This is a genomic window from Kosakonia sp. BYX6, assembly GCF_038449125.1.
GTDB classification, from domain to species: domain Bacteria; phylum Pseudomonadota; class Gammaproteobacteria; order Enterobacterales; family Enterobacteriaceae; genus Kosakonia; species Kosakonia calanthes.
Map to the genome: position 1 here is coordinate 2,716,781 of NZ_CP151800.1, position 17,872 is coordinate 2,734,652.

The following is a 17,872-nucleotide window of genomic DNA, read 5'->3' on the forward strand; positions in this document are numbered from 1 at the left end:
TTTGCACAGTCAATTTATTTATCCATTCGTGTCAAATAAACTGAATATGTTACACGATAATTAATTATGAAGAGATTATGGAGAGGAAAATTACTTAAATAAAACTGGATAATTGGTCGCGGAAAATAGCACGAATTAACAAATGAAAAACTGGGCCGATATTTTCGGCCCAGCGAATTACATTTTATAGCCTAACGTAATCGACGTTCTGCGATCGGTATGATCCGGCGCAGTTGACGGCGGTTGGGAGTTCCAGGTCAGGTTATAAGCGACCTTCAGCGCGAAATGTGTGTTGATAGCCACGTTCAGTGCTGTTTCGGAGTTGACGGTTGTATCGTCCGCGCCAAATACAGAAACGCCCTGCGTGAATTTCGTGGTGTCGGTCATTTGCCACGCGTACGTACCGGAAGCGTAACCCAGCGCGGTGGTTTTCGTGTCGCCGTTGGTGTACTTGTCGTAACGGACACCCGGACCGAATTCAAAGCGCAGGCTGTGAACCGGACCATTCAGGAACTGGCGACCATAACCCGCGGTAAGTACATCACGATCGCGGTAGCCGTTGTAGCGGTCACTCAACCAGCTCGCCTGGCCAAACAGGTAATCATAATCCGTCATATTGTAACGGCTACGACCACCTACAGCGTATTTCTCAGACGAACGTTCATCGTTTGATGAGGTGTTGCTGGCATTTCCCCACAAAGACCAGGCGGTAGTGTTGCCATACCAGGTCAGGGTGGAATCGGCAGTCAAAGATGAACTCTTTGTGTTGCCGGACTGGCCAAGATAACCACCGTTCACGCTACCTTCGAACGGTTGTTTGGCTGTGGAAGGGTCATCCATGACAGTAAAAACGGTATCATCTGCGGCAGCATTCATCGACGCAAGCACGCCCGCAGCCATTACCAGCGCGGGTACTGTCTTCAAAAGCTTCATTTTTTAAGAGTCCGTACAGCAAAAAAAGAGACCAACAAGGTCCCGGAAACTTTCAGTAGGATCAACGACCAACGGTCCACAGAAAGGTAACAAATTATAAAAAGCCCGCTTAAACAGATCAATGAAATCTTATTTGATTTTTTGAATAAGAGGGATCTCAAAAATGAGTAAACGGTTATTAATCACCCCAACCGATTAACTCAATATCATTCTTAAAATCATATGGTTATTTACTTTCACTCCCGCACAATCGGTGCCAGGCTTAATGCAACCTGAGTAAACGGAGGTCATCATGGTATCTGTCTATACATTGACGCTCGCGCCATCGCTCGATAGCGCAACATTGACACCGCAAATTTATCCGGAAGGTAAGCTTCGCTGCACCTCCCCGGTTTTTGAACCCGGTGGCGGCGGTATCAACGTCGCCCGCGCGATTGCACACCTGGGAGGAAAAGCCACCGCCATCTTCCCGGCGGGTGGCGCAACCGGTGAACATCTCACCACATTATTGACCGATGAAAATGTGCCCACCATCAGCGTGCAGACCGCAGATTGGACACGGCAAAACCTGCATGTCCATGTTGAGTCGAGCGGTGAGCAATACCGTTTCGTTATGCCGGGCGCCGCGTTGAGCGAAGATGAGTTTCGCCAACTGGAAGAGAAAGTCCTGACCATCGAACGCGGCGCAATACTGGTGGTTAGCGGCAGCCTTCCGCCTGGCGTCCAGGTTGGCAAGCTAACGCAGTTGATTACCGCAGCGCAAAAGCAGGGTATCCGCTGCATTGTCGACAGTTCCGGTGATGCGCTTACCGCCGCGCTCGCCATCGGTAACATCGAACTGGTAAAACCCAACCAGAAAGAGTTGAGCGCACTGGTTGGCCGGGAACTCAATCAACCTGACGATGTGCGCATGGCGGCGCAGGAAATTGTTAATAGCGGAAAGGCATTACGCGTCGTCGTTTCCCTCGGGCCGCAAGGCGCGCTGGCTGTTGATGCGCAAAACTGCGTGCAGGTTGTACCGCCGCCGATGAAAAGTCAGAGCACCGTCGGTGCGGGCGACAGCATGGTCGGCGCAATGACGCTTAAGCTGGCGCAAAACGCGCCGCTCGACGATATGGTGCGTTTCGGCGTCGCCGCCGGGAGCGCGGCCACCATCAACCAGGGTACGCGTCTATGTGCACTGGAAGACACGCAAAAAATTTACGACTACCTATGCAACACCTGAATAGGTCCCGCTGCCTAGTCGGGCGGCGGGAAAGCGCAAATACGCCGCAATAGTCGACAAATATCACCCGCCGACTATGCTAAAAAAACTTTGGGATAACAATGAGGTGAAATATGAGCAGCGATGGCATCACACGCTATGTAGTCACGGTCAAATTTCACGATCAGACCCTGACAGATATAAATGAGCTGAATAACCACTTTACACGAGCGGGTTTTCTCATCACCATGACGGACGATGATGGCAAAGTGCACGATCTCGGCACCAATACTTTCGGGTTTATCAGTGCGCTCAGCGAGCAAGAAGTGCACGCGCTGGCGGAGGGTTTAGCCGAAAGCGCCGTCCATCAAAAAACCGACATTACGGTGAGTACCTGGGAGGCATGGCAACACGAAGAGCCATGAATGCCATCCTGCGCCGTCCGTACGTCTGGTGTGCGTTGAGTCGTATATTTCCACAGCTTTAGTGCGCTAACCTTCTGATCTGGCTGATTACATGGGAGAAACATCATGTGGCAAGCGATAAGTGGTCTGTTAAGCGAACAACTGGGTGAAGGCGAGATTGAGCAGCGCGACGAGCTACCGGGCGGCGAAATCCATGCAGCATGGCACCTGCAATATGCCGGTCACGATCTCTTTGTGAAGTGCGATGATCGCGAACTGTTACCCATCTTTACCGCAGAAGCCGATCAACTCGAACTTCTGGCCCGCAGCCATACGGTGCGCGTGCCGAAAGTCTGGGCGGTTGGCAGCGATCGGGACTACAGCTTTTTAGTGATGGAATACCTCCCCGCTCGCCCGTTAGATGCGCATAGCGCGTTTCTTCTCGGTCAGCAATTGGCGCACCTGCATCAATGGAGCGACCAACCGCAGTTCGGCCTCGATTTCGATAACGATCTTTCCACGACTCCGCAACCCAATGCATGGCAACGCCGCTGGGCAACGTTTTTTGCCGAGCAGCGCATCGGCTGGCAGTTGGAATTGGCGGCGGAAAAAGGGCTGGAGTTTGGCAATATCGACGCGATTGTCGAACATGTTCAGCAGCGGTTAAGCTCGCATCAACCGCAGCCTTCTCTGCTGCATGGTGATTTATGGTCGGCCAACTGCGCGCTAGGGCCGGACGGACCTTACATCTATGATCCGGCCTGTTACTGGGGCGATCGGGAGTGCGATCTGGCGATGTTGCCGCTGCACCCAGATCAACCGCCGCAGATTTACGATGGTTACCAGAGTGTCTCCCCCTTACCTGCCGATTTCCTCGATCGTCAGCCACTTTATCAACTCTATACCCTGTTCAACCGGGCCATCTTGTTCGGTGGCGAGCATTTGATGAATGCGCAGAAGGCACTGGATCGTGTTTTAGCCGCGTGAGTGCAAAACATGAGCCCGGCAAGCGAAGTGCTACCGGGCAATGTCATTGTTACAAAAAGCCAAGCAGCTTAAAGAAGAAGTAGCCTGCGACAATAACAATCACTGGTAAAACATAGAGCGGAAAGATTTGCAGGAAGATGGTGTGATGCGGGACGACAATGCGCGCTTCGATTTGCTCGCGCGTTAACCCTTCTTCACCTTTTGCCTTTTCAAGGATCATCTGGTTTTCCACCCCTTCACGCAGAAAGCGCGCCTGGCGGCTCATGCGTGCGCCGGATGCCTGTAAAGCAAGGCCAACAAAGATCAGGACAAAAATAATCCAGAACATAATATTCAGGCTTTGCTGGAAATTCGGCGTCGGCGAGTTGTACCAGAAAAGGTTAAGAAACGGCGTATTGAAACGCATCATCTCAATCATCACGTGGGCAAAATCAAGCATCACGGCATTGATGCCGGGCTGTTTTTCACTGTGATCGTACATAAATTTCAGTACAGAAATGATGGTCGAAATGACGGCTGGAATAAAAACCACCCAACCCAGAACGCGTTTCAGCACGGCGATGCGTCCAGCTTGTTGATACGTCATGGATTCCCCTTGTTTGTGACGCACTGTTTCCGCCTTAGTCTACCTGCTGATAATCATTTTCGCCTGATTTTTAAAGGCGGTATGATGAGCCCTTTACCATACTTTGTACTTTCTCCCTGCAAAATTCCGTCAATAAAAGAGGTGTTATGTCTGCTTCGCGCCAAATTTTTGCTGCCATTTTTGACATGGATGGCTTACTCATCGACTCAGAACCACTCTGGGATCGCGCCGAACTTGAAGTCGTGGCAGGCCTCGGGGTCGATATCACGCGGCGCAACGAGCTGCCCGATACATTGGGTCTGCGCATCGATATGGTCGTCGAGCTGTGGTATGCGCAGCAACCGTGGAATGGTCCGAGTCGTCAGGAAGTGACCGAGCGGATCATTCAGCGCGCTATCTCGCTGGTTGAAGAGGAACGCCCGTTACTGCCTGGTGTGCGTGAAGCGCTGACGCTCTGTAAAGCCAATGGTTTGGTGGTTGGCCTGGCTTCTGCTTCTCCACTCCATATGCTGGAAAAAGTGCTGACAATGTTCGAATTGCGTGACAGCTTCGATGCATTGGCTTCAGCGGAGAAATTGCCCTACAGCAAACCGCATCCGCAGGTTTACCTGGATTGCGCCGCGAAACTCGGTGTCGACCCGCTCACTTGCGTCGCGCTGGAAGATTCCGTCAACGGCATGATCGCCAGTAAAGCCGCGCGAATGCGCTCCATTGTGGTACCGGATGAAGAACATCGCGCCGACCCACGCTATGTGCTGGCAAACGTTAAACTCGACAGCTTGCAGCAGCTTACCCTCGCCCATCTGCTGGGCTAACAATCGCAGGAGCAGCGCTTTGCTGCTCCTGCAAAATCGCAATATTGAAACATCATTTCATTAATTTGTGTTTTCATCGCTCACCTTCTATTCTGATCCTCAGGCGCTGACGCCCAGCATAACAACCCCTCATAACACCGGAGTAAATATGATACTGGATGCTTTCAAGCTTACGGGTAAGGTGGCCCTTGTTACCGGGTGCGATACTGGCCTGGGCCAGGGTATGACGATTGGGCTTGCCGAAGCGGGCTGCGATATTGTCGGCGTTAACCGCAAAATTCCCCATGAAACCGCACAGCGTGTCGAAGCGCTCGGCCGTCGTTTTCATGCCATTCAGGCCGATCTGCGCCACCAGCAAGGGTTGAGCGATATCGTCAACGAGGCGGTAGAAAAGATGGGACGCATCGATATTCTGGTGAACAACGCAGGTACCATTCGTCGCTATGACGCGATTGATTTCAACGAACAGGATTGGGATGACGTGATGAACCTGAACCTGAAAACGTTGTTCTTTCTTTCGCAAGCGGTCGCCCGGCAATTTATCGCCCAGGGCAGCGGCGGCAAAATTATCAATATCGCATCAATGCTTTCCTATCAGGGCGGGATCCGCGTGCCTTCATATACTGCGTCGAAAAGTGGCGTTATGGGGCTAACGCGCTTGATGGCCAATGAATGGGCTACGCATAACATTAATGTTAACGGCATCGCGCCGGGTTATATGACGACGAACAACACGCAACAATTGCGGGAAGATGCGGAGCGCAGCCAAGAGATCCTTGAGCGCATTCCTGTCGGACGCTGGGGCGAACCTGCTGATTTACAAGGTGCAGTGGTGTTTTTGGCGTCGAAAGCGTCCGAGTATATTCACGGTTACACGATTGCCGTCGATGGCGGTTGGCTGGCGCGCTAATCTGACACAATTATGACAAAGAGTTACACCGTCACCTCTTTCACCTACTGTACAAACATCCTATACTGTATGCATCGACAGTTTAGCGAGTTTGATCATGACGGCGGAAGGACACCTGCTTTTCTCCATTGCGTGCGCGGTGTTTACCAAAAATGCCGAATTGACCCCCGTCCTGGCTCAGGGCGATTGGTGGCATATCGTGCCTTCTGCCATTCTTACCTGCTTGCTGCCGGATATTGACCATCCTAAATCCTTCCTCGGTCAACGTCTTAAGTGGATCTCAAAACCGGTGGCGCGTGCATTCGGCCACCGGGGTTTTACCCACAGTCTGTTGGCCGTTTTTCTCGCACTCGCTCTGTTCTATTTAAAAGTCCCAGAAAGCTGGATTGTGCCCGCCGATGCCCTGCAAGGCATGGTAGTGGGCTATTTAAGCCACATCGTGGCCGATATGATTACCCCCGCTGGCGTACCGCTGTTGTGGCCCTGCCGCTGGCGTTTTCGTTTGCCGCTATTAATGCCGCAAAAAGGCAATCAACTGGAGCGCGCGCTGTGCATGGCGTTTTTCGCGTGGGCGGTGTGGATGCCACAAACTTTGCCCGAAAATGGTGCAGTTCGCTGGTCGGCACAAATGATAAATACGCTACAAAATCAGTTTAATCGCTTTATTCATCCTCAATCTGAGCGTTAATTCGTCGATTTTTCAGCATTTGGCATAATCCATTCCATTTGGATATAAGGTCACTCCCGCACTTCTGCTAACCTTGCGCCAGAGGTTTGGCCGGGCAGGCTGACCGAATAATGATCTCAGGAGAACGGAATGAATTTTCCACTAATCGCGAACGTTGTGGTGTTCGTGGCACTGCTGTTTTTGCTGGCGCAGGCTCGCCACAAGCAGTGGAGTCTGGCAAAAAAAGTACTGGTCGGTTTGGGCCTTGGTGTCGTTTTCGGCCTGGCATTGCAGGCGATTTACGGTTCCGATAACCCGGTTCTGAAAGAGTCTATTCAGTGGTTCAACGTGGTCGGGAATGGCTATGTGCAACTGCTGCAAATGATTGTCATGCCGCTGGTTTTTGCCTCTATTCTCAGTGCCGTTGCGCGTCTGCATAATGCGTCGCAGCTCGGCAAAATCAGTTTCTTAACCATCGGGACGTTGCTTTTCACCACGCTTATCGCCGCACTGGTGGGGGTACTGGTCACCAATTTGTTCGGTCTGAGCGCCGAAGGGCTGGTGCAAGGTTCGGCAGAAACCGCGCGTCTGAATGCGATTCAGAGCAACTACGTCGGTAAACTCGCTGATTTAACCGTACCGCAGCTGATCCTGTCGTTTGTACCGAAAAATCCGTTTGCCGATCTGACCGGCGCGAACCCGACGTCAATTATCAGCATCGTTATCTTTGCTGCTTTCCTCGGTGTCGCTGCACTTAAGCTTTTGAAAGATGATGCGCCGAAGGGCCAGCGCGTGTTGACCGCCATCGACACCCTGCAAAGCTGGGTGATGAAGCTGGTGCGCCTGGTCATGCAATTGACGCCGTACGGTGTACTGGCGCTGATGACCAAAGTGGTGGCCGGTTCCAACATTCAGGACATCATCAAGCTGGGCAGCTTTGTCATCGCCTCTTACCTCGGCCTTGGCATCATGTTCGTGGTACACGCGCTGCTGCTGGGTGTTAATGGCGTTAGCCCGCTGAAATTCTTCCGCAAAGTTTGGCCAGTGCTGACCTTCGCCTTTACCAGCCGCTCCAGCGCCGCATCTATTCCGCTGAACGTGGAAGCGCAAACCCGCCGCCTGGGTGTGCCGGAATCCATCGCCAGCTTCTCTGCCTCGTTTGGTGCGACCATCGGGCAAAACGGTTGCGCAGGGCTTTACCCGGCGATGCTGGCGGTAATGGTTGCGCCAACCGTCGGCATTAACCCGTTGGATCCCGTCTGGATTGCCACTCTGGTCGGTATTGTTACAGTGAGTTCCGCAGGTGTGGCCGGTGTCGGTGGTGGTGCGACTTTCGCCGCGCTGATCGTGCTGCCAGCCCTGGGCTTGCCGGTCACGCTGGTTGCCTTGCTGATCTCCGTTGAACCGCTGATCGACATGGGCCGTACCGCGCTCAACGTCAGTGGCTCCATGACCGCCGGTACGCTGACCAGCCAGTGGCTGAAGCAGACCGATAAAACCATTATGGACAGTGAAGAGAGCGCTGAACTGGCGCATCGCTAAGCTCGCCATCGCTTAAGGCGGGGATCGCTCCCCGCCTTTGTCACATCAGTTTTTCGAATTCCCCACGCTTTTATCCAGCGCCGCAATGAGCGCTTTCGCCAAGGCATGATCCGAGAAAGGATTCTGACCGGTGATCAGTTCCCGATCGCTCACAACATTCGGCTGCCAGGCCGGAACAAACGCCATTTTCCCGCCCGCTTGCGCCATGGCTTTCGCCGGGTAGTAACGCAGCTTGTCGCCTTTTAACGATTCTTCAAATGCTTGTTCTTCGGCATCGGAAAAAATCGTCATCTTATAACCGGCGTAGATCCAGTTTTTCGCACTGGCGGATTTCCCCGCAATCACATTTGATTCGAACGCCTGCGGTTGGTCCTGTGCGGCAAGCAACGCAATCGGACCATGACAAATCGCTGCGGTCGGTTTTCCATCTTGATGGAAATGGCGCAGCAGTTTGCCAACCTCAGCGTTGCCGGGTAAATCAATCAGCGGCGCATGACCGCCGGGAATAAAGATACCAGCATAGCGTTGGGTTCCTTCCTGCAATACTTGCTTGATGGATTTCACCTTGTCGGCGGCGGTCAGCGTTTCTGACACCGTTTTGATTCGCTGCATCTCAGCAGAATTGTTATTGAAGTACATCGGATCAACTGAGTGTTCATCCGGCAGCGGCTGGTTACCTTTCGGCGTGACAATCGTGACTGCATAACCCGCTTTCAACAACGCGTCAGTCGGCACGCCAAACTCGTTAAGGTAAAAACCGGAAGCGTAACTTTTCCCGTCTTTAAGCGGCAATGTCGTTGCGCTGGAGAGTAACACCAGCACGTTTCCTTTCGGGGCGGGCTGCGCGTTGACGGTGGAGACCAGCACAATGGACGCCAGCAAACCCTGGAGCAACTTTTTCATGTTTCAGTACCTGTTCAATTAATGTGCGACAAATGTACTGGTTCACTTGTTGTAAATAAATTAATCTGACCGAACTTCATTAATTACACGAGAGAACAAATGTCGCGCGCCTTCGAATCTGTGCAACTGGGCAGTATTGAGCTTTTTTGCAAGGCTGCTGAGGCCGGCAGTTTCACCGCCGCCGCAGAGGCGCTGGGCATTACGCCTGCTTCTGTCAGCCGTACCATCCACAGGCTGGAATCCCGGCTCGGTGTGCGGCTGTTTAATCGCACCACGCGTAACGTAAAACTGACCAGCGATGGCGAGTTGTATCGTGCTCAGTGCCAGCAGGCGCTGGATCAAATCGCCAATGCCGAACGTGTGCTGACCGGGCAGCAAAGCCACGCGAAAGGGTTACTGCGCGTCAGTGTTGGCACAGTGTATGGTCATCATCGTTTGGTGCCACTGCTGCCCGCTTTTATGGCGAAATACCCGGATATCGATATCGAGCTGAATATCTCGAACCGCAACATTGATTTTATTGATGATGGCTACGATCTGGCGATCCGCATGGGCGAGCCCCGGGATTCGCGCGTAGTGGCACGTAAACTCGAAGATGCCAGCGTCGGCGTGTTTGGCGCGCCTGATTATTTGCGCCAGCACGGGCGCCCAACCTGTCTCGAAACCCTGCACCAACATGATCTGATCCAGTTTATTCTGCCCAGCACCGGGCGCCCGGTATCGTGGATTTTTCGCGATGAAGAAGGTGAAGAGATGGATTTTAGTTTCAGCAGCCGTCGCCGGGTGCATGAAGATGTGCTGGCGGGCGTGGGTTGGGCCATTGCGGGCGGGGGATTATTTCAGATTTATCACTTTGTGGCGGCTGATGCTGTCGCACAAGGACGGCTCGAAGAGGTGATGCAAGAGATGGGCGGTCGTGTGCGCCCTTTTTACATCCTTTACCCGCAAAACCGGCACTTATCGGCAAGAGTCAGAGCGTTTGTCGATTACCTGGTCACAACGCTCAGATAAGCCATTACTCTTCTTCGTCGATTTCGCCCTCCTGGCGCATTTGCATTGCCCAGCGCTGCGCCGCTTCCGGCACACTAAAAACGGGTGAGCGGCGAAAACGTGCGCCCATCAACACAAACGCCACATATTTGCCACGTAACAACCAGACATCGCGATAGCCTTCAACTTTCGATGCGTGATCGGGCGGTGCCGGTTCGACACGCGGGACATAGCTAATAACGACTCGGTTTTGTTGACGAAAAGGTTTCATAAGCGATGCATTCACTAAAGACAAATTCTACACACATGAAACAGCTATCATAGCCGATTGTTGCCCTGCGCGTCGCGTCTGGCGTGACTTTCTCTTATTTTCCGTACAGTTCCCTTCTCCCGCTTCGTACAGTTGAAGCCAGAACATTGTTCTATAGTTATGAGGGTTTAATTCTAATAACGCCCATTTTTCAGCAATGAAAACAGGAGACGAGTTCAATGTCGCATAATGAGAAAGACACTCACAAGCCGCAATCCCCGGTGCACGATGCCAGTGAATCCCGCCCCGGACTGGACTCACTTGCGCCCGAAGACAATTCTCACCGCCCTTCTCCTCAACCTACCGCGCCTGGCGAGCAACCTACGGCGCCGGGGAGCCTGAAAGCGCCGGATACGTCCAACGACAAACTGAGTGCCCTTGAGACTTTCCGCAAAGGCAGTGAAAACTTTCCCCTGACCACCAATCAGGGCGTACGAATCAGTGATGATCAAAATTCTCTGCGAGCAGGCACGCGCGGCCCTACGCTACTGGAAGATTTTATCCTGCGCGAGAAAATCACCCACTTCGACCATGAACGCATCCCGGAACGCATCGTGCATGCGCGCGGTTCCGCGGCACACGGCTACTTTCAGCCGTACCGCAGCTTGAAAGACATAACCAAAGCCGATTTTCTCTCTGACCCGGACAAGATAACGCCGGTGTTTGTGCGTTTCTCTACCGTACAGGGTGGCGCGGGTTCGGCGGATACCGTGCGTGATATCCGCGGTTTCGCCACCAAGTTTTACACAGAAGAGGGTATTTTCGACCTGGTCGGTAACAACACACCGGTCTTTTTTATTCAGGATGCGCACAAGTTCCCGGATTTTGTGCACGCGGTGAAACCCGAGCCGCACTGGGCGATTCCACAAGGTGGGAGCGCTCACGATACCTTCTGGGATTATGTTTCCCTGCAACCTGAAACGCTGCACAACGTTATCTGGGCGATGTCCGATCGCGGCATTCCGCGCAGCTATCGCACCATGGAAGGGTTTGGCATTCACACCTTCCGGCTGATCAACGCCGACGGTAAAGCAACGTTCGTGCGCTTTCACTGGAAACCGCTGGCGGGCAAAGCCTCGCTGGTCTGGGATGAGTCGCAGAAGTTGACCGGGCGCGATCCGGATTTCCATCGCCGCGAATTGTGGGAAGCCATCGAAGCTGGTGATTACCCGGAATACGAATTAGGTTTGCAATTGATCCCGGAAGAAGATGAATTCAAGTTTGATTTCGACCTGCTAGATCCCACCAAACTTATCCCGGAAGAGCTGGTTCCCGTGCAGCGCGTGGGCAAAATGGTGCTCAATCGCAACCCGGATAACTTTTTTGCCGAAAATGAACAGGTGGCTTTCCACCCAGGGCATATTGTTCCGGGGCTGGATTTCACCAACGATCCGCTGTTGCAGGGTCGGCTTTTCTCCTACACCGACACGCAAATTAGCCGTCTCGGCGGGCCGAATTTCCACGAAATCCCGATTAACCGTCCGACTTGCCCGTATCACAATTTGCAACGCGACGGTATGCACCGGATGGATATCGACACTAACCCGGCAAACTACGAACCGAACTCGATTAACGATAACTGGCCTCGTGAAACACCTCCAGGCCCGAAACGCGGTGGTTTTGAAAGCTATCAGGAGCGCGTCGAGGGGCAAAAAGTCCGCGAGCGCAGCCCCTCTTTTGGCGAATATTATTCGCATCCGCGCCTGTTCTGGCTGAGTCAGACGCCGTTTGAGCAACGCCATATTGTCGATGCGTTCAGCTTCGAACTCAGCAAAGTGGCGCGCCCTTACATTCGTGAGCGCGTTGTCGATCAACTGGCGCACATTGATGTGCAACTGGCGCAAGCGGTCGCGAAAAACCTGGGTCTCACGCTGACCGATGACCAGCGCAACATCGCCCCGCCGCCGGATGTGAACGGCCTGCAAAAAGATCCTGCCTTGAGCCTTTACGCTATTCCCGATGGCGATGTGAAAGGCCGCGTGGTGGCCGTTCTGCTGCACGATAATGTCAGCGCTTCGGATGTGCTTACCCTGTTGCAAGGGTTAAAAGCCAAAGGGGTTCATGCCAAATTGTTGTATTCGCGTATGGGCGAAGTCACGGCGGATGACGGTTCCAAACTGCCGGTAGCAGCAACGTTTGCCGGTTCACCGTCGCTCACCGTTGATGGCGTGTTCGTGCCGGGCGGCGATGTCAGTACACTTTTGCAAAATGGCGATGCGAAATATTACCTTTTGGAAGCCTACAAGCACCTGAAAACCATCGCGCTTGCCGGTGACGCGCGTCAGTTTAAAGCGCTTCTCAATGTGGATGCGCAAGGTGAAGAAGGCATTGTGGAAGGTGATAGCGCTTCAACCACGCTGGTGGATGATTTTATCACCCAGCTTGCGGCGCACCGTGTTTGGTCACGCATCAGTAAAATCGACAGCGTGCCAGCCTAGTGTGAAGAGCGCAGATAAAAAAACCGGCCAGTTGGCCGGTTTTTATTTGCTCAGGCTTAAGAAAAAAATTACTGCTTAGTTTGCGGATCCGTGTCGTATTCGGCACAGCTCTGGTAGCCCGAGTTCATTACGTGACCGGTGTCATCCAGTGCCACAAAATACGTTTCGGTTTTACCGTCACGCTGGCCCAGGATATAAGTCTGGCAGGTACCACGCGCGTGGATCATGGTCACTTCAGAAGAAGGACGACCCGCAATCTGCATCACCTGCTGGCGACTCATGCCTTTTTTCACATCTTTCACGACGGGTTGGCTAACCTGATCTTTGGCGCGATCATAAGCAGTACAACCTGCCAGCATTGTCAGTACCGCCGCGGCGCCCAGAATTCCTGCGATGTTCTTATTCATATTCCATCCTCTTTAGTATCCGCTTCTGTATCAGCGTGTTATCTAAGCCTGGAATATAAAATTACTTTTTTCAACTATCGACCCGAGATGGCATAACTTTCGGAGAAATCTAATAAAAGTGCGATAAGCTGCTAAAACGCCGCAAATTGCGACACTCAAGTCTGTGATCCTTGTCGTTTTACCGCCAAGGGGTTAGTTTTATCCATTATCTATTTGCAACCTGTAACGCAGGATTCTCAACGGAGGGGTAAATGGCTCTGCAACAAGAGATTATTGAGGCACTGGGCGTCAAGCCTACGATCAATGCCGAGGAAGAAGTTCGCCGTAGCGTGGATTTTCTGAAAACCTATCTGAAAACCTATCCCTTTTTAAAATCCCTGATCCTTGGCATTAGCGGCGGTCAAGATTCCACACTGGCGGGCAAAATTTGCCAGACGGCCATCAGCGAGCTGCGCGAAGAGAGCGGCGACACGGCTTATCAGTTTATCGCCGTCCGTCTGCCTTACGGCGCGCAAGCCGATGAGCAAGATTGCCAGGACGCTATTAACTTTATCAAGCCGGATCGCGTGCTGACCGTAAACATCAAAGCTTCGGTGCTGGCGAGCGAGCAGGCGCTGCGCGATGCGGGTATTGAGCTGAGCGATTTTGTGCGCGGCAACGAGAAAGCGCGCGAACGTATGAAAGCCCAGTACAGCATCGCCGGAATGAGCAAAGGCGTGGTGGTCGGCACCGATCACGCAGCCGAAGCGGTGACCGGCTTCTTCACCAAATATGGCGATGGCGGTACGGATATCAATCCGTTATTCCGCCTTAACAAGCGTCAGGGCAAACAGTTGCTGGCTTATTTGGGTTGCCCAGAGCATCTCTACAAAAAAGCGCCGACGGCGGATCTGGAAGACGATCGCCCTTCTTTGCCGGATGAAGCCGCGCTGGGTGTGACTTATGAAAATATCGATGATTATCTGGAAGGCAAAACGCTGGATGCGGCTACCGCCCAGATCATTGAGGGCTGGTATCTGAAAACCGAGCACAAACGTCGCCCGCCGATCACCGTTTTCGACGATTTCTGGAAACAGCAGTAACGCCGTATTTCGCCGGATGGCGGCTGGCGCCTTATCCGGCCTACAGGTTTCGCGGTCTGAATCTGTAGGCCCGGTAAGCGCAGCGCCATCAGACAATCAGTGTCATTACGTAATTCATTCACTAAATCAATGAATGCCGCTTTTTTAACCTGATACGCCCTGCTACACTGTACGGGTAACCAGTATCAGGAGTCCGTTGTGGTCAGGCGTCAATCCGCCCCGCGTCTCGAATTTGAAGCGGCGGCAATCTATGAATACCCCGAACACCTACGCCCGTGGCTTGAGGCAATGCCCAAACAGCCCGGCGTCTATATTTTCCATGGTGACAGCGAAGCGATGCCGCTTTATATCGGCAAAAGCGTCAATATCCGCAGCCGCGTGATGTCCCATTTACGTACCCCGGACGAAGCGGCAATGCTGCGTCAGTCGCGGCGGATCACCTGGATCTGCACTGCGGGCGAGTTAGGCGCGCTGCTACTGGAAGCAAGGCTTATCAAAGAGCAACAGCCTTTGTTCAACAAGCGTTTGCGCCGCAATCGCCAGCTCTGTTCATTGCGTTTTGACGGGAATAAGCCGCAAGTGGTCTATGCGCGGGAAGTGGATTTCTCTTCTTCGCCGGATCTGTATGGGCTGTTCGCCAACCGGCGCGCCGCACTGCAAGCGCTGCAGACCCTCGCCGACGAAGAAAAGCTCTGCTACGGTCTGCTGGGGCTGGAACCTCTAAGCCGGGGCCGCGCCTGTTTTCGCTCGGCGCTACATCGCTGTGCCGGAGCGTGTTGCGGCAAAGAGCCGCTGGAGGCGCATCACAGCCGTTTTCTTTCAGCAATGGCGCGGATGCAACTGGTGTGTTGGCCATGGCTTGGCCCGATTGGCCTGAAAGAGAGCACCGGTACGCTGACGCAATACCATATCATCCATAATTGGTTGTGGCTGGGTTCGGTTGAAACACCGGACGACGCAGCGGCACTGCTGCGCACACCCGCCGGTTTCGATCACGACGGCTACAAAATTCTCTGCAAGCCATTGCTGTCGGGGAACCACGAAATCATCGAGCTCAATTAGTGCCCGGCCAGCCAGGAAATCTCGCTGAATAACAACCGCCCTTCGGATCGGAGCAACCGCAGGGTATGTCTCCCCTCTTGCCAGCACGCGCCCTGATCCGCCGTCAGCAATTTGTCACCAAGTTGCCACGCGCCGCTCAGCACAAAAACCACGCCGCCGCGGGCGCCAAACGTGGTGAAAGTACGATCGGCAATGCGCACTTTGGCCCGGCAACGGTCGCGGCGCGTCATGATGTTGAAATCCATCGACATCTGCCCGGCGGAAAGCTCCGCTTTCACCGGTTGTTCACCGGCAAAGGTAAATGGCTGATGGCGTTTCAGGGTATGGCAAAACGCCTTGCCGCCATCCAGCGTCACTTCCCCGCCCTCAATCAGCGTTATCACGCGATCGACGCCAGGAAATTGGGGAAATTCACCGTTACTTGCCAAAGAAGCAATACTCGCACGCCAGTTGAAATCTCGGGTGGCTGGTGGAAAACAACAAATCTCGCGGGTTTCGCCCGCACCATTGCGCCAGAGGTTTACCGGCATCTTACGAATATCAAAGAATTTCATCATCACTCCTGAATGGCGTAGCGTGTCGCCTGAGCCGCTGCTTCTGCGGGCAGCGTACCTGCTTGTCATCGTCTTATTCGCTGTGTCGGTATTATCGGCAGTTGGGCGGATTTGCCTTAGATCACGGCGTAACCTGACATGTAAAAAAGTATAAATTTCAGATAAGTAACATACCTGTGAAGAACAGGCTGAACGAGAATACCGCGCCGGTAGCGGCTGGCAAGGGGGTAAGCAAGAAAAAACCGCCGGTTCTGCCCATCACGTACAACATGCGATGGGCAAAACCGGCGGTCTTGATGGGGGATGCTGAATTACTCAGCAGGTGCAGGAGGCATTTTACCTTCTGCTGCCGGACGTTCTGTCAGACGCTTCTCAAAATTGGCGTTGAATTGCTTTTTCTGCTCAGGCGTCAGAATGTTATAAATTTTGTTCTGCGTTTCCATGTGTTTCAGCATACCGGCTTTATGCTGCTCTTCCATCTTGGTGATTTGCGCTTCAGCTTTGGCTTTATCGAAGCTGTCGCTGGTCACGATGTCATGCATCGCGCGCATCTCTTCAACTGGCGGGCGTTTCATCTCTTCACGCTGGCTTTTCATAATGTCGCGGATTTGCTGTTTCTGCGCATCGGTCAGGTTCAGACCTTTGAACATCATGTCGTGTGGCCCTTTACCTTTATGATGCATCATTGGTTTGCTATCAGCAGGTGCGGCGGTCGTGTCGGCGGCGTGGGCAAGATTTGCAGCGCCGAAAGCCAGGGTAGAGGCAACAAACAGAGCAGTCAGTTTACGCATAATTTTATTCCTTACTTCGGTTTTACTTACGGCGGTTGCCGTGTTGACGCTAATCACTTTACTGTCTTTATCGTCAATTAATCAGAGCGACGGTAAAACAATGAAAGTGTAAATAGCCTTTTTACGTCAAATATGAAGGAAATAAGGATAAACCGTGGAGAGTCGAAAATTAAATATTCAATGCATTGATTAATAAGGAATTGTGAAGAATCATAAAATAAAGCCGATTATTAATAAACCCGTAAAGTAAGATAATTCTGTAATTTATTCTTAGCGTTAAGATAAATAAGCCCTGTAAATAACAGGGCCGATGGTTAATTTATTTTTTCCAGCATTAAACCCGCACGTAATCCAATAGCGACCTGCGGGTTGGGAAATAATACATATTCTTGTGGATGTTGAACGACATAGCGCTCGCCACGATCTTCAGCCAGCAACGTTCCGGCGCTGAATGCGGTGAAATTGAGCGTATCGGCAGACATATAAAGCTTGAACTCCTCGCTATGGCGCGTCAGTTGCTGCACCACCCGGTAATGCACCGGCGCGTTTTCCGTATCCGGCGCAGGCTCCCCGGCCAGTAACGCCGCCAACGCCCAGGCCGTACGCTGGAACTGGCTTAAATCATTCGCGCCAAACGGCAGCGCTTTACCCAGCTCCAGCGTGCAGGCCAGCGCGCCAAATTGTTCGCAACTGTAATGGGTAAATGTCCCGCCAGGCGCCTGATGAAAAACCAACGCCTCAAGCCCGGCGGCACCAAGCCACTCCAGGAACTGCACATCCCACGGCTCCTCGCGCGCGGGCAACACGCCAAAGCGAATATGGTGCGAACCACGAATGGCGGTATGCAAATCAAGATGCCAGCGAACGTCATCCCCTCCGGCGAAAAAATGGGTTATCGCCCGCTCAAGCTGGGCGGCGCGGATCGTTTCATCACTCGGCGGCAGCTGCTGCCAGCGCCCGCCAAACATACGATTAAGGTCGTTTTTCACATAACGCTTACCCTGTGCCAACGCCTGCGGGTTACCGAAAATCACCAATAGGCGCCAGGTCAGTGGCTGGCTACCGGCAAACAGGTTTTGGAGCAGCATATCGAGCATTTCGACCGGCGCGGTTTCGTTGCCATGAATAGCACAAGAGATAACCAGCGAGCGCCCGGTCGGTTGAGGCGGCACCAATTCAAGGATCCCTTGCTCGTGCCACAACCAATGAATACCGCCCGCATCGCCGGACATTTTGCGCGGAATATCGCCCGCAAGCGTTGCAGCAAGAAAGTTATCCATACGACCT

19 protein-coding genes are annotated in these 17,872 nt (G+C 53.0%); 11 read left to right on the forward strand and 8 right to left on the reverse strand.

Going from position 1 to position 17,872, the window contains the following annotated elements:
* Window positions 1-177 precede the first annotated feature (177 nt).
* Complete coding sequence (locus AAEY27_RS12730) at window positions 178-933, reverse strand: DUF481 domain-containing protein (protein ID WP_342320929.1); 756 nt, start codon at window positions 931-933, stop codon at window positions 178-180.
* Window positions 934-1,225: 292 nt separating this feature from the next.
* On the opposite strand from AAEY27_RS12730, the gene pfkB reads away from it, so the two are divergent.
* The 3 genes from pfkB (at window position 1,226) to AAEY27_RS12745 (ending at window position 3,528) form a co-directional block, all read left to right on the forward strand.
* Window positions 1,226-2,158, forward strand: a complete 933-nt coding sequence (gene pfkB, locus AAEY27_RS12735; RefSeq protein WP_342320930.1) for a 6-phosphofructokinase II — start codon at window positions 1,226-1,228, stop codon at window positions 2,156-2,158.
* Between the two features lie 113 nt (window positions 2,159-2,271).
* Window positions 2,272-2,562 carry a type V toxin-antitoxin system endoribonuclease antitoxin GhoS gene (ghoS, locus tag AAEY27_RS12740; RefSeq protein WP_342320931.1) on the forward strand — a complete coding sequence of 97 codons (291 nt, stop codon included), beginning with the start codon at window positions 2,272-2,274 and terminating at the stop codon, window positions 2,560-2,562.
* 105 nt (window positions 2,563-2,667) lie between these two features.
* On the forward strand, window positions 2,668-3,528 hold the full coding sequence (locus AAEY27_RS12745) for a fructosamine kinase family protein (RefSeq protein ID WP_342320932.1): 861 nt from the start codon (window positions 2,668-2,670) through the stop codon (window positions 3,526-3,528).
* A gap of 49 nt (window positions 3,529-3,577) precedes the next feature.
* Here AAEY27_RS12745 and AAEY27_RS12750 read toward each other — a convergent pair whose 3' ends face one another.
* Window positions 3,578-4,114: a YniB family protein gene (locus tag AAEY27_RS12750; protein ID WP_342320933.1), complete on the reverse strand. Its 537-nt coding sequence runs from the start codon at window positions 4,112-4,114 to the stop codon at window positions 3,578-3,580.
* A 146-nt stretch (window positions 4,115-4,260) separates the two neighbouring features.
* On the opposite strand from AAEY27_RS12750, the gene hxpB reads away from it, so the two are divergent.
* From hxpB to AAEY27_RS12770, 4 genes are all read left to right on the forward strand, one after another.
* Window positions 4,261-4,929: a hexitol phosphatase HxpB gene (gene hxpB / locus AAEY27_RS12755; protein ID WP_342320934.1), complete on the forward strand. Its 669-nt coding sequence runs from the start codon at window positions 4,261-4,263 to the stop codon at window positions 4,927-4,929.
* Between the two features lie 148 nt (window positions 4,930-5,077).
* Entirely contained in the window at window positions 5,078-5,839 is a 762-nt protein-coding gene (kduD, locus tag AAEY27_RS12760) for a 2-dehydro-3-deoxy-D-gluconate 5-dehydrogenase KduD (protein ID WP_342320936.1), read from the forward strand.
* 97 nt (window positions 5,840-5,936) lie between these two features.
* Window positions 5,937-6,527, forward strand: a complete 591-nt coding sequence (locus AAEY27_RS12765) for a metal-dependent hydrolase (protein WP_342320937.1) — start codon at window positions 5,937-5,939, stop codon at window positions 6,525-6,527.
* Window positions 6,528-6,656: 129 nt separating this feature from the next.
* Complete coding sequence (locus tag AAEY27_RS12770) at window positions 6,657-8,048, forward strand: L-cystine transporter (protein WP_342320938.1); 1,392 nt, start codon at window positions 6,657-6,659, stop codon at window positions 8,046-8,048.
* A gap of 45 nt (window positions 8,049-8,093) precedes the next feature.
* Here the strand turns inward: AAEY27_RS12770 and AAEY27_RS12775 are convergent, their stop codons facing one another.
* A complete protein-coding gene (locus tag AAEY27_RS12775) occupies window positions 8,094-8,951 on the reverse strand; it encodes a type 1 glutamine amidotransferase domain-containing protein (RefSeq protein ID WP_342320940.1) in 858 nt (285 codons plus the stop codon).
* Between the two features lie 99 nt (window positions 8,952-9,050).
* Here AAEY27_RS12775 and AAEY27_RS12780 point away from each other — a divergent pair, with 99 nt between their 5' ends.
* Window positions 9,051-9,962, forward strand: a complete 912-nt coding sequence (locus tag AAEY27_RS12780; protein WP_342320941.1) for a LysR family transcriptional regulator — start codon at window positions 9,051-9,053, stop codon at window positions 9,960-9,962.
* A 4-nt stretch (window positions 9,963-9,966) separates the two neighbouring features.
* Here the strand turns inward: AAEY27_RS12780 and cedA are convergent, their stop codons facing one another.
* A complete protein-coding gene (cedA, locus tag AAEY27_RS12785; RefSeq protein ID WP_342320942.1) occupies window positions 9,967-10,212 on the reverse strand; it encodes a cell division activator CedA in 246 nt (81 codons plus the stop codon).
* Between the two features lie 218 nt (window positions 10,213-10,430).
* On the opposite strand from cedA, the gene katE reads away from it, so the two are divergent.
* On the forward strand, window positions 10,431-12,689 hold the full coding sequence (gene katE, locus AAEY27_RS12790; protein WP_342320943.1) for a catalase HPII: 2,259 nt from the start codon (window positions 10,431-10,433) through the stop codon (window positions 12,687-12,689).
* Window positions 12,690-12,757: 68 nt separating this feature from the next.
* Here katE and osmE read toward each other — a convergent pair whose 3' ends face one another.
* Entirely contained in the window at window positions 12,758-13,096 is a 339-nt protein-coding gene (gene osmE / locus AAEY27_RS12795) for an osmotically-inducible lipoprotein OsmE (RefSeq protein WP_342320944.1), read from the reverse strand.
* A 251-nt stretch (window positions 13,097-13,347) separates the two neighbouring features.
* On the opposite strand from osmE, the gene nadE reads away from it, so the two are divergent.
* Entirely contained in the window at window positions 13,348-14,178 is an 831-nt protein-coding gene (gene nadE / locus AAEY27_RS12800; protein WP_342320945.1) for an ammonia-dependent NAD(+) synthetase, read from the forward strand.
* Between the two features lie 198 nt (window positions 14,179-14,376).
* Window positions 14,377-15,240: an excinuclease Cho gene (cho, locus tag AAEY27_RS12805; RefSeq protein ID WP_342320946.1), complete on the forward strand. Its 864-nt coding sequence runs from the start codon at window positions 14,377-14,379 to the stop codon at window positions 15,238-15,240.
* On the opposite strand, the gene ves is transcribed toward cho, so the two are convergent.
* The 3 genes from ves to astE all read right to left on the reverse strand — a co-directional run bounded on the left by ves (window position 15,237) and on the right by astE (window position 17,865).
* Complete coding sequence (ves, locus tag AAEY27_RS12810; protein WP_342320947.1) at window positions 15,237-15,794, reverse strand: environmental stress-induced protein Ves; 558 nt, start codon at window positions 15,792-15,794, stop codon at window positions 15,237-15,239. The genes cho and ves overlap by 4 nt on opposite strands.
* A gap of 311 nt (window positions 15,795-16,105) precedes the next feature.
* Window positions 16,106-16,585 carry an ATP-independent periplasmic protein-refolding chaperone Spy gene (gene spy, locus AAEY27_RS12815; RefSeq protein WP_342320948.1) on the reverse strand — a complete coding sequence of 160 codons (480 nt, stop codon included), beginning with the start codon at window positions 16,583-16,585 and terminating at the stop codon, window positions 16,106-16,108.
* Between the two features lie 314 nt (window positions 16,586-16,899).
* On the reverse strand, window positions 16,900-17,865 hold the full coding sequence (astE, locus tag AAEY27_RS12820) for a succinylglutamate desuccinylase (protein WP_342320950.1): 966 nt from the start codon (window positions 17,863-17,865) through the stop codon (window positions 16,900-16,902).
* Between the last annotated feature and the right edge of the window lie 7 nt (window positions 17,866-17,872).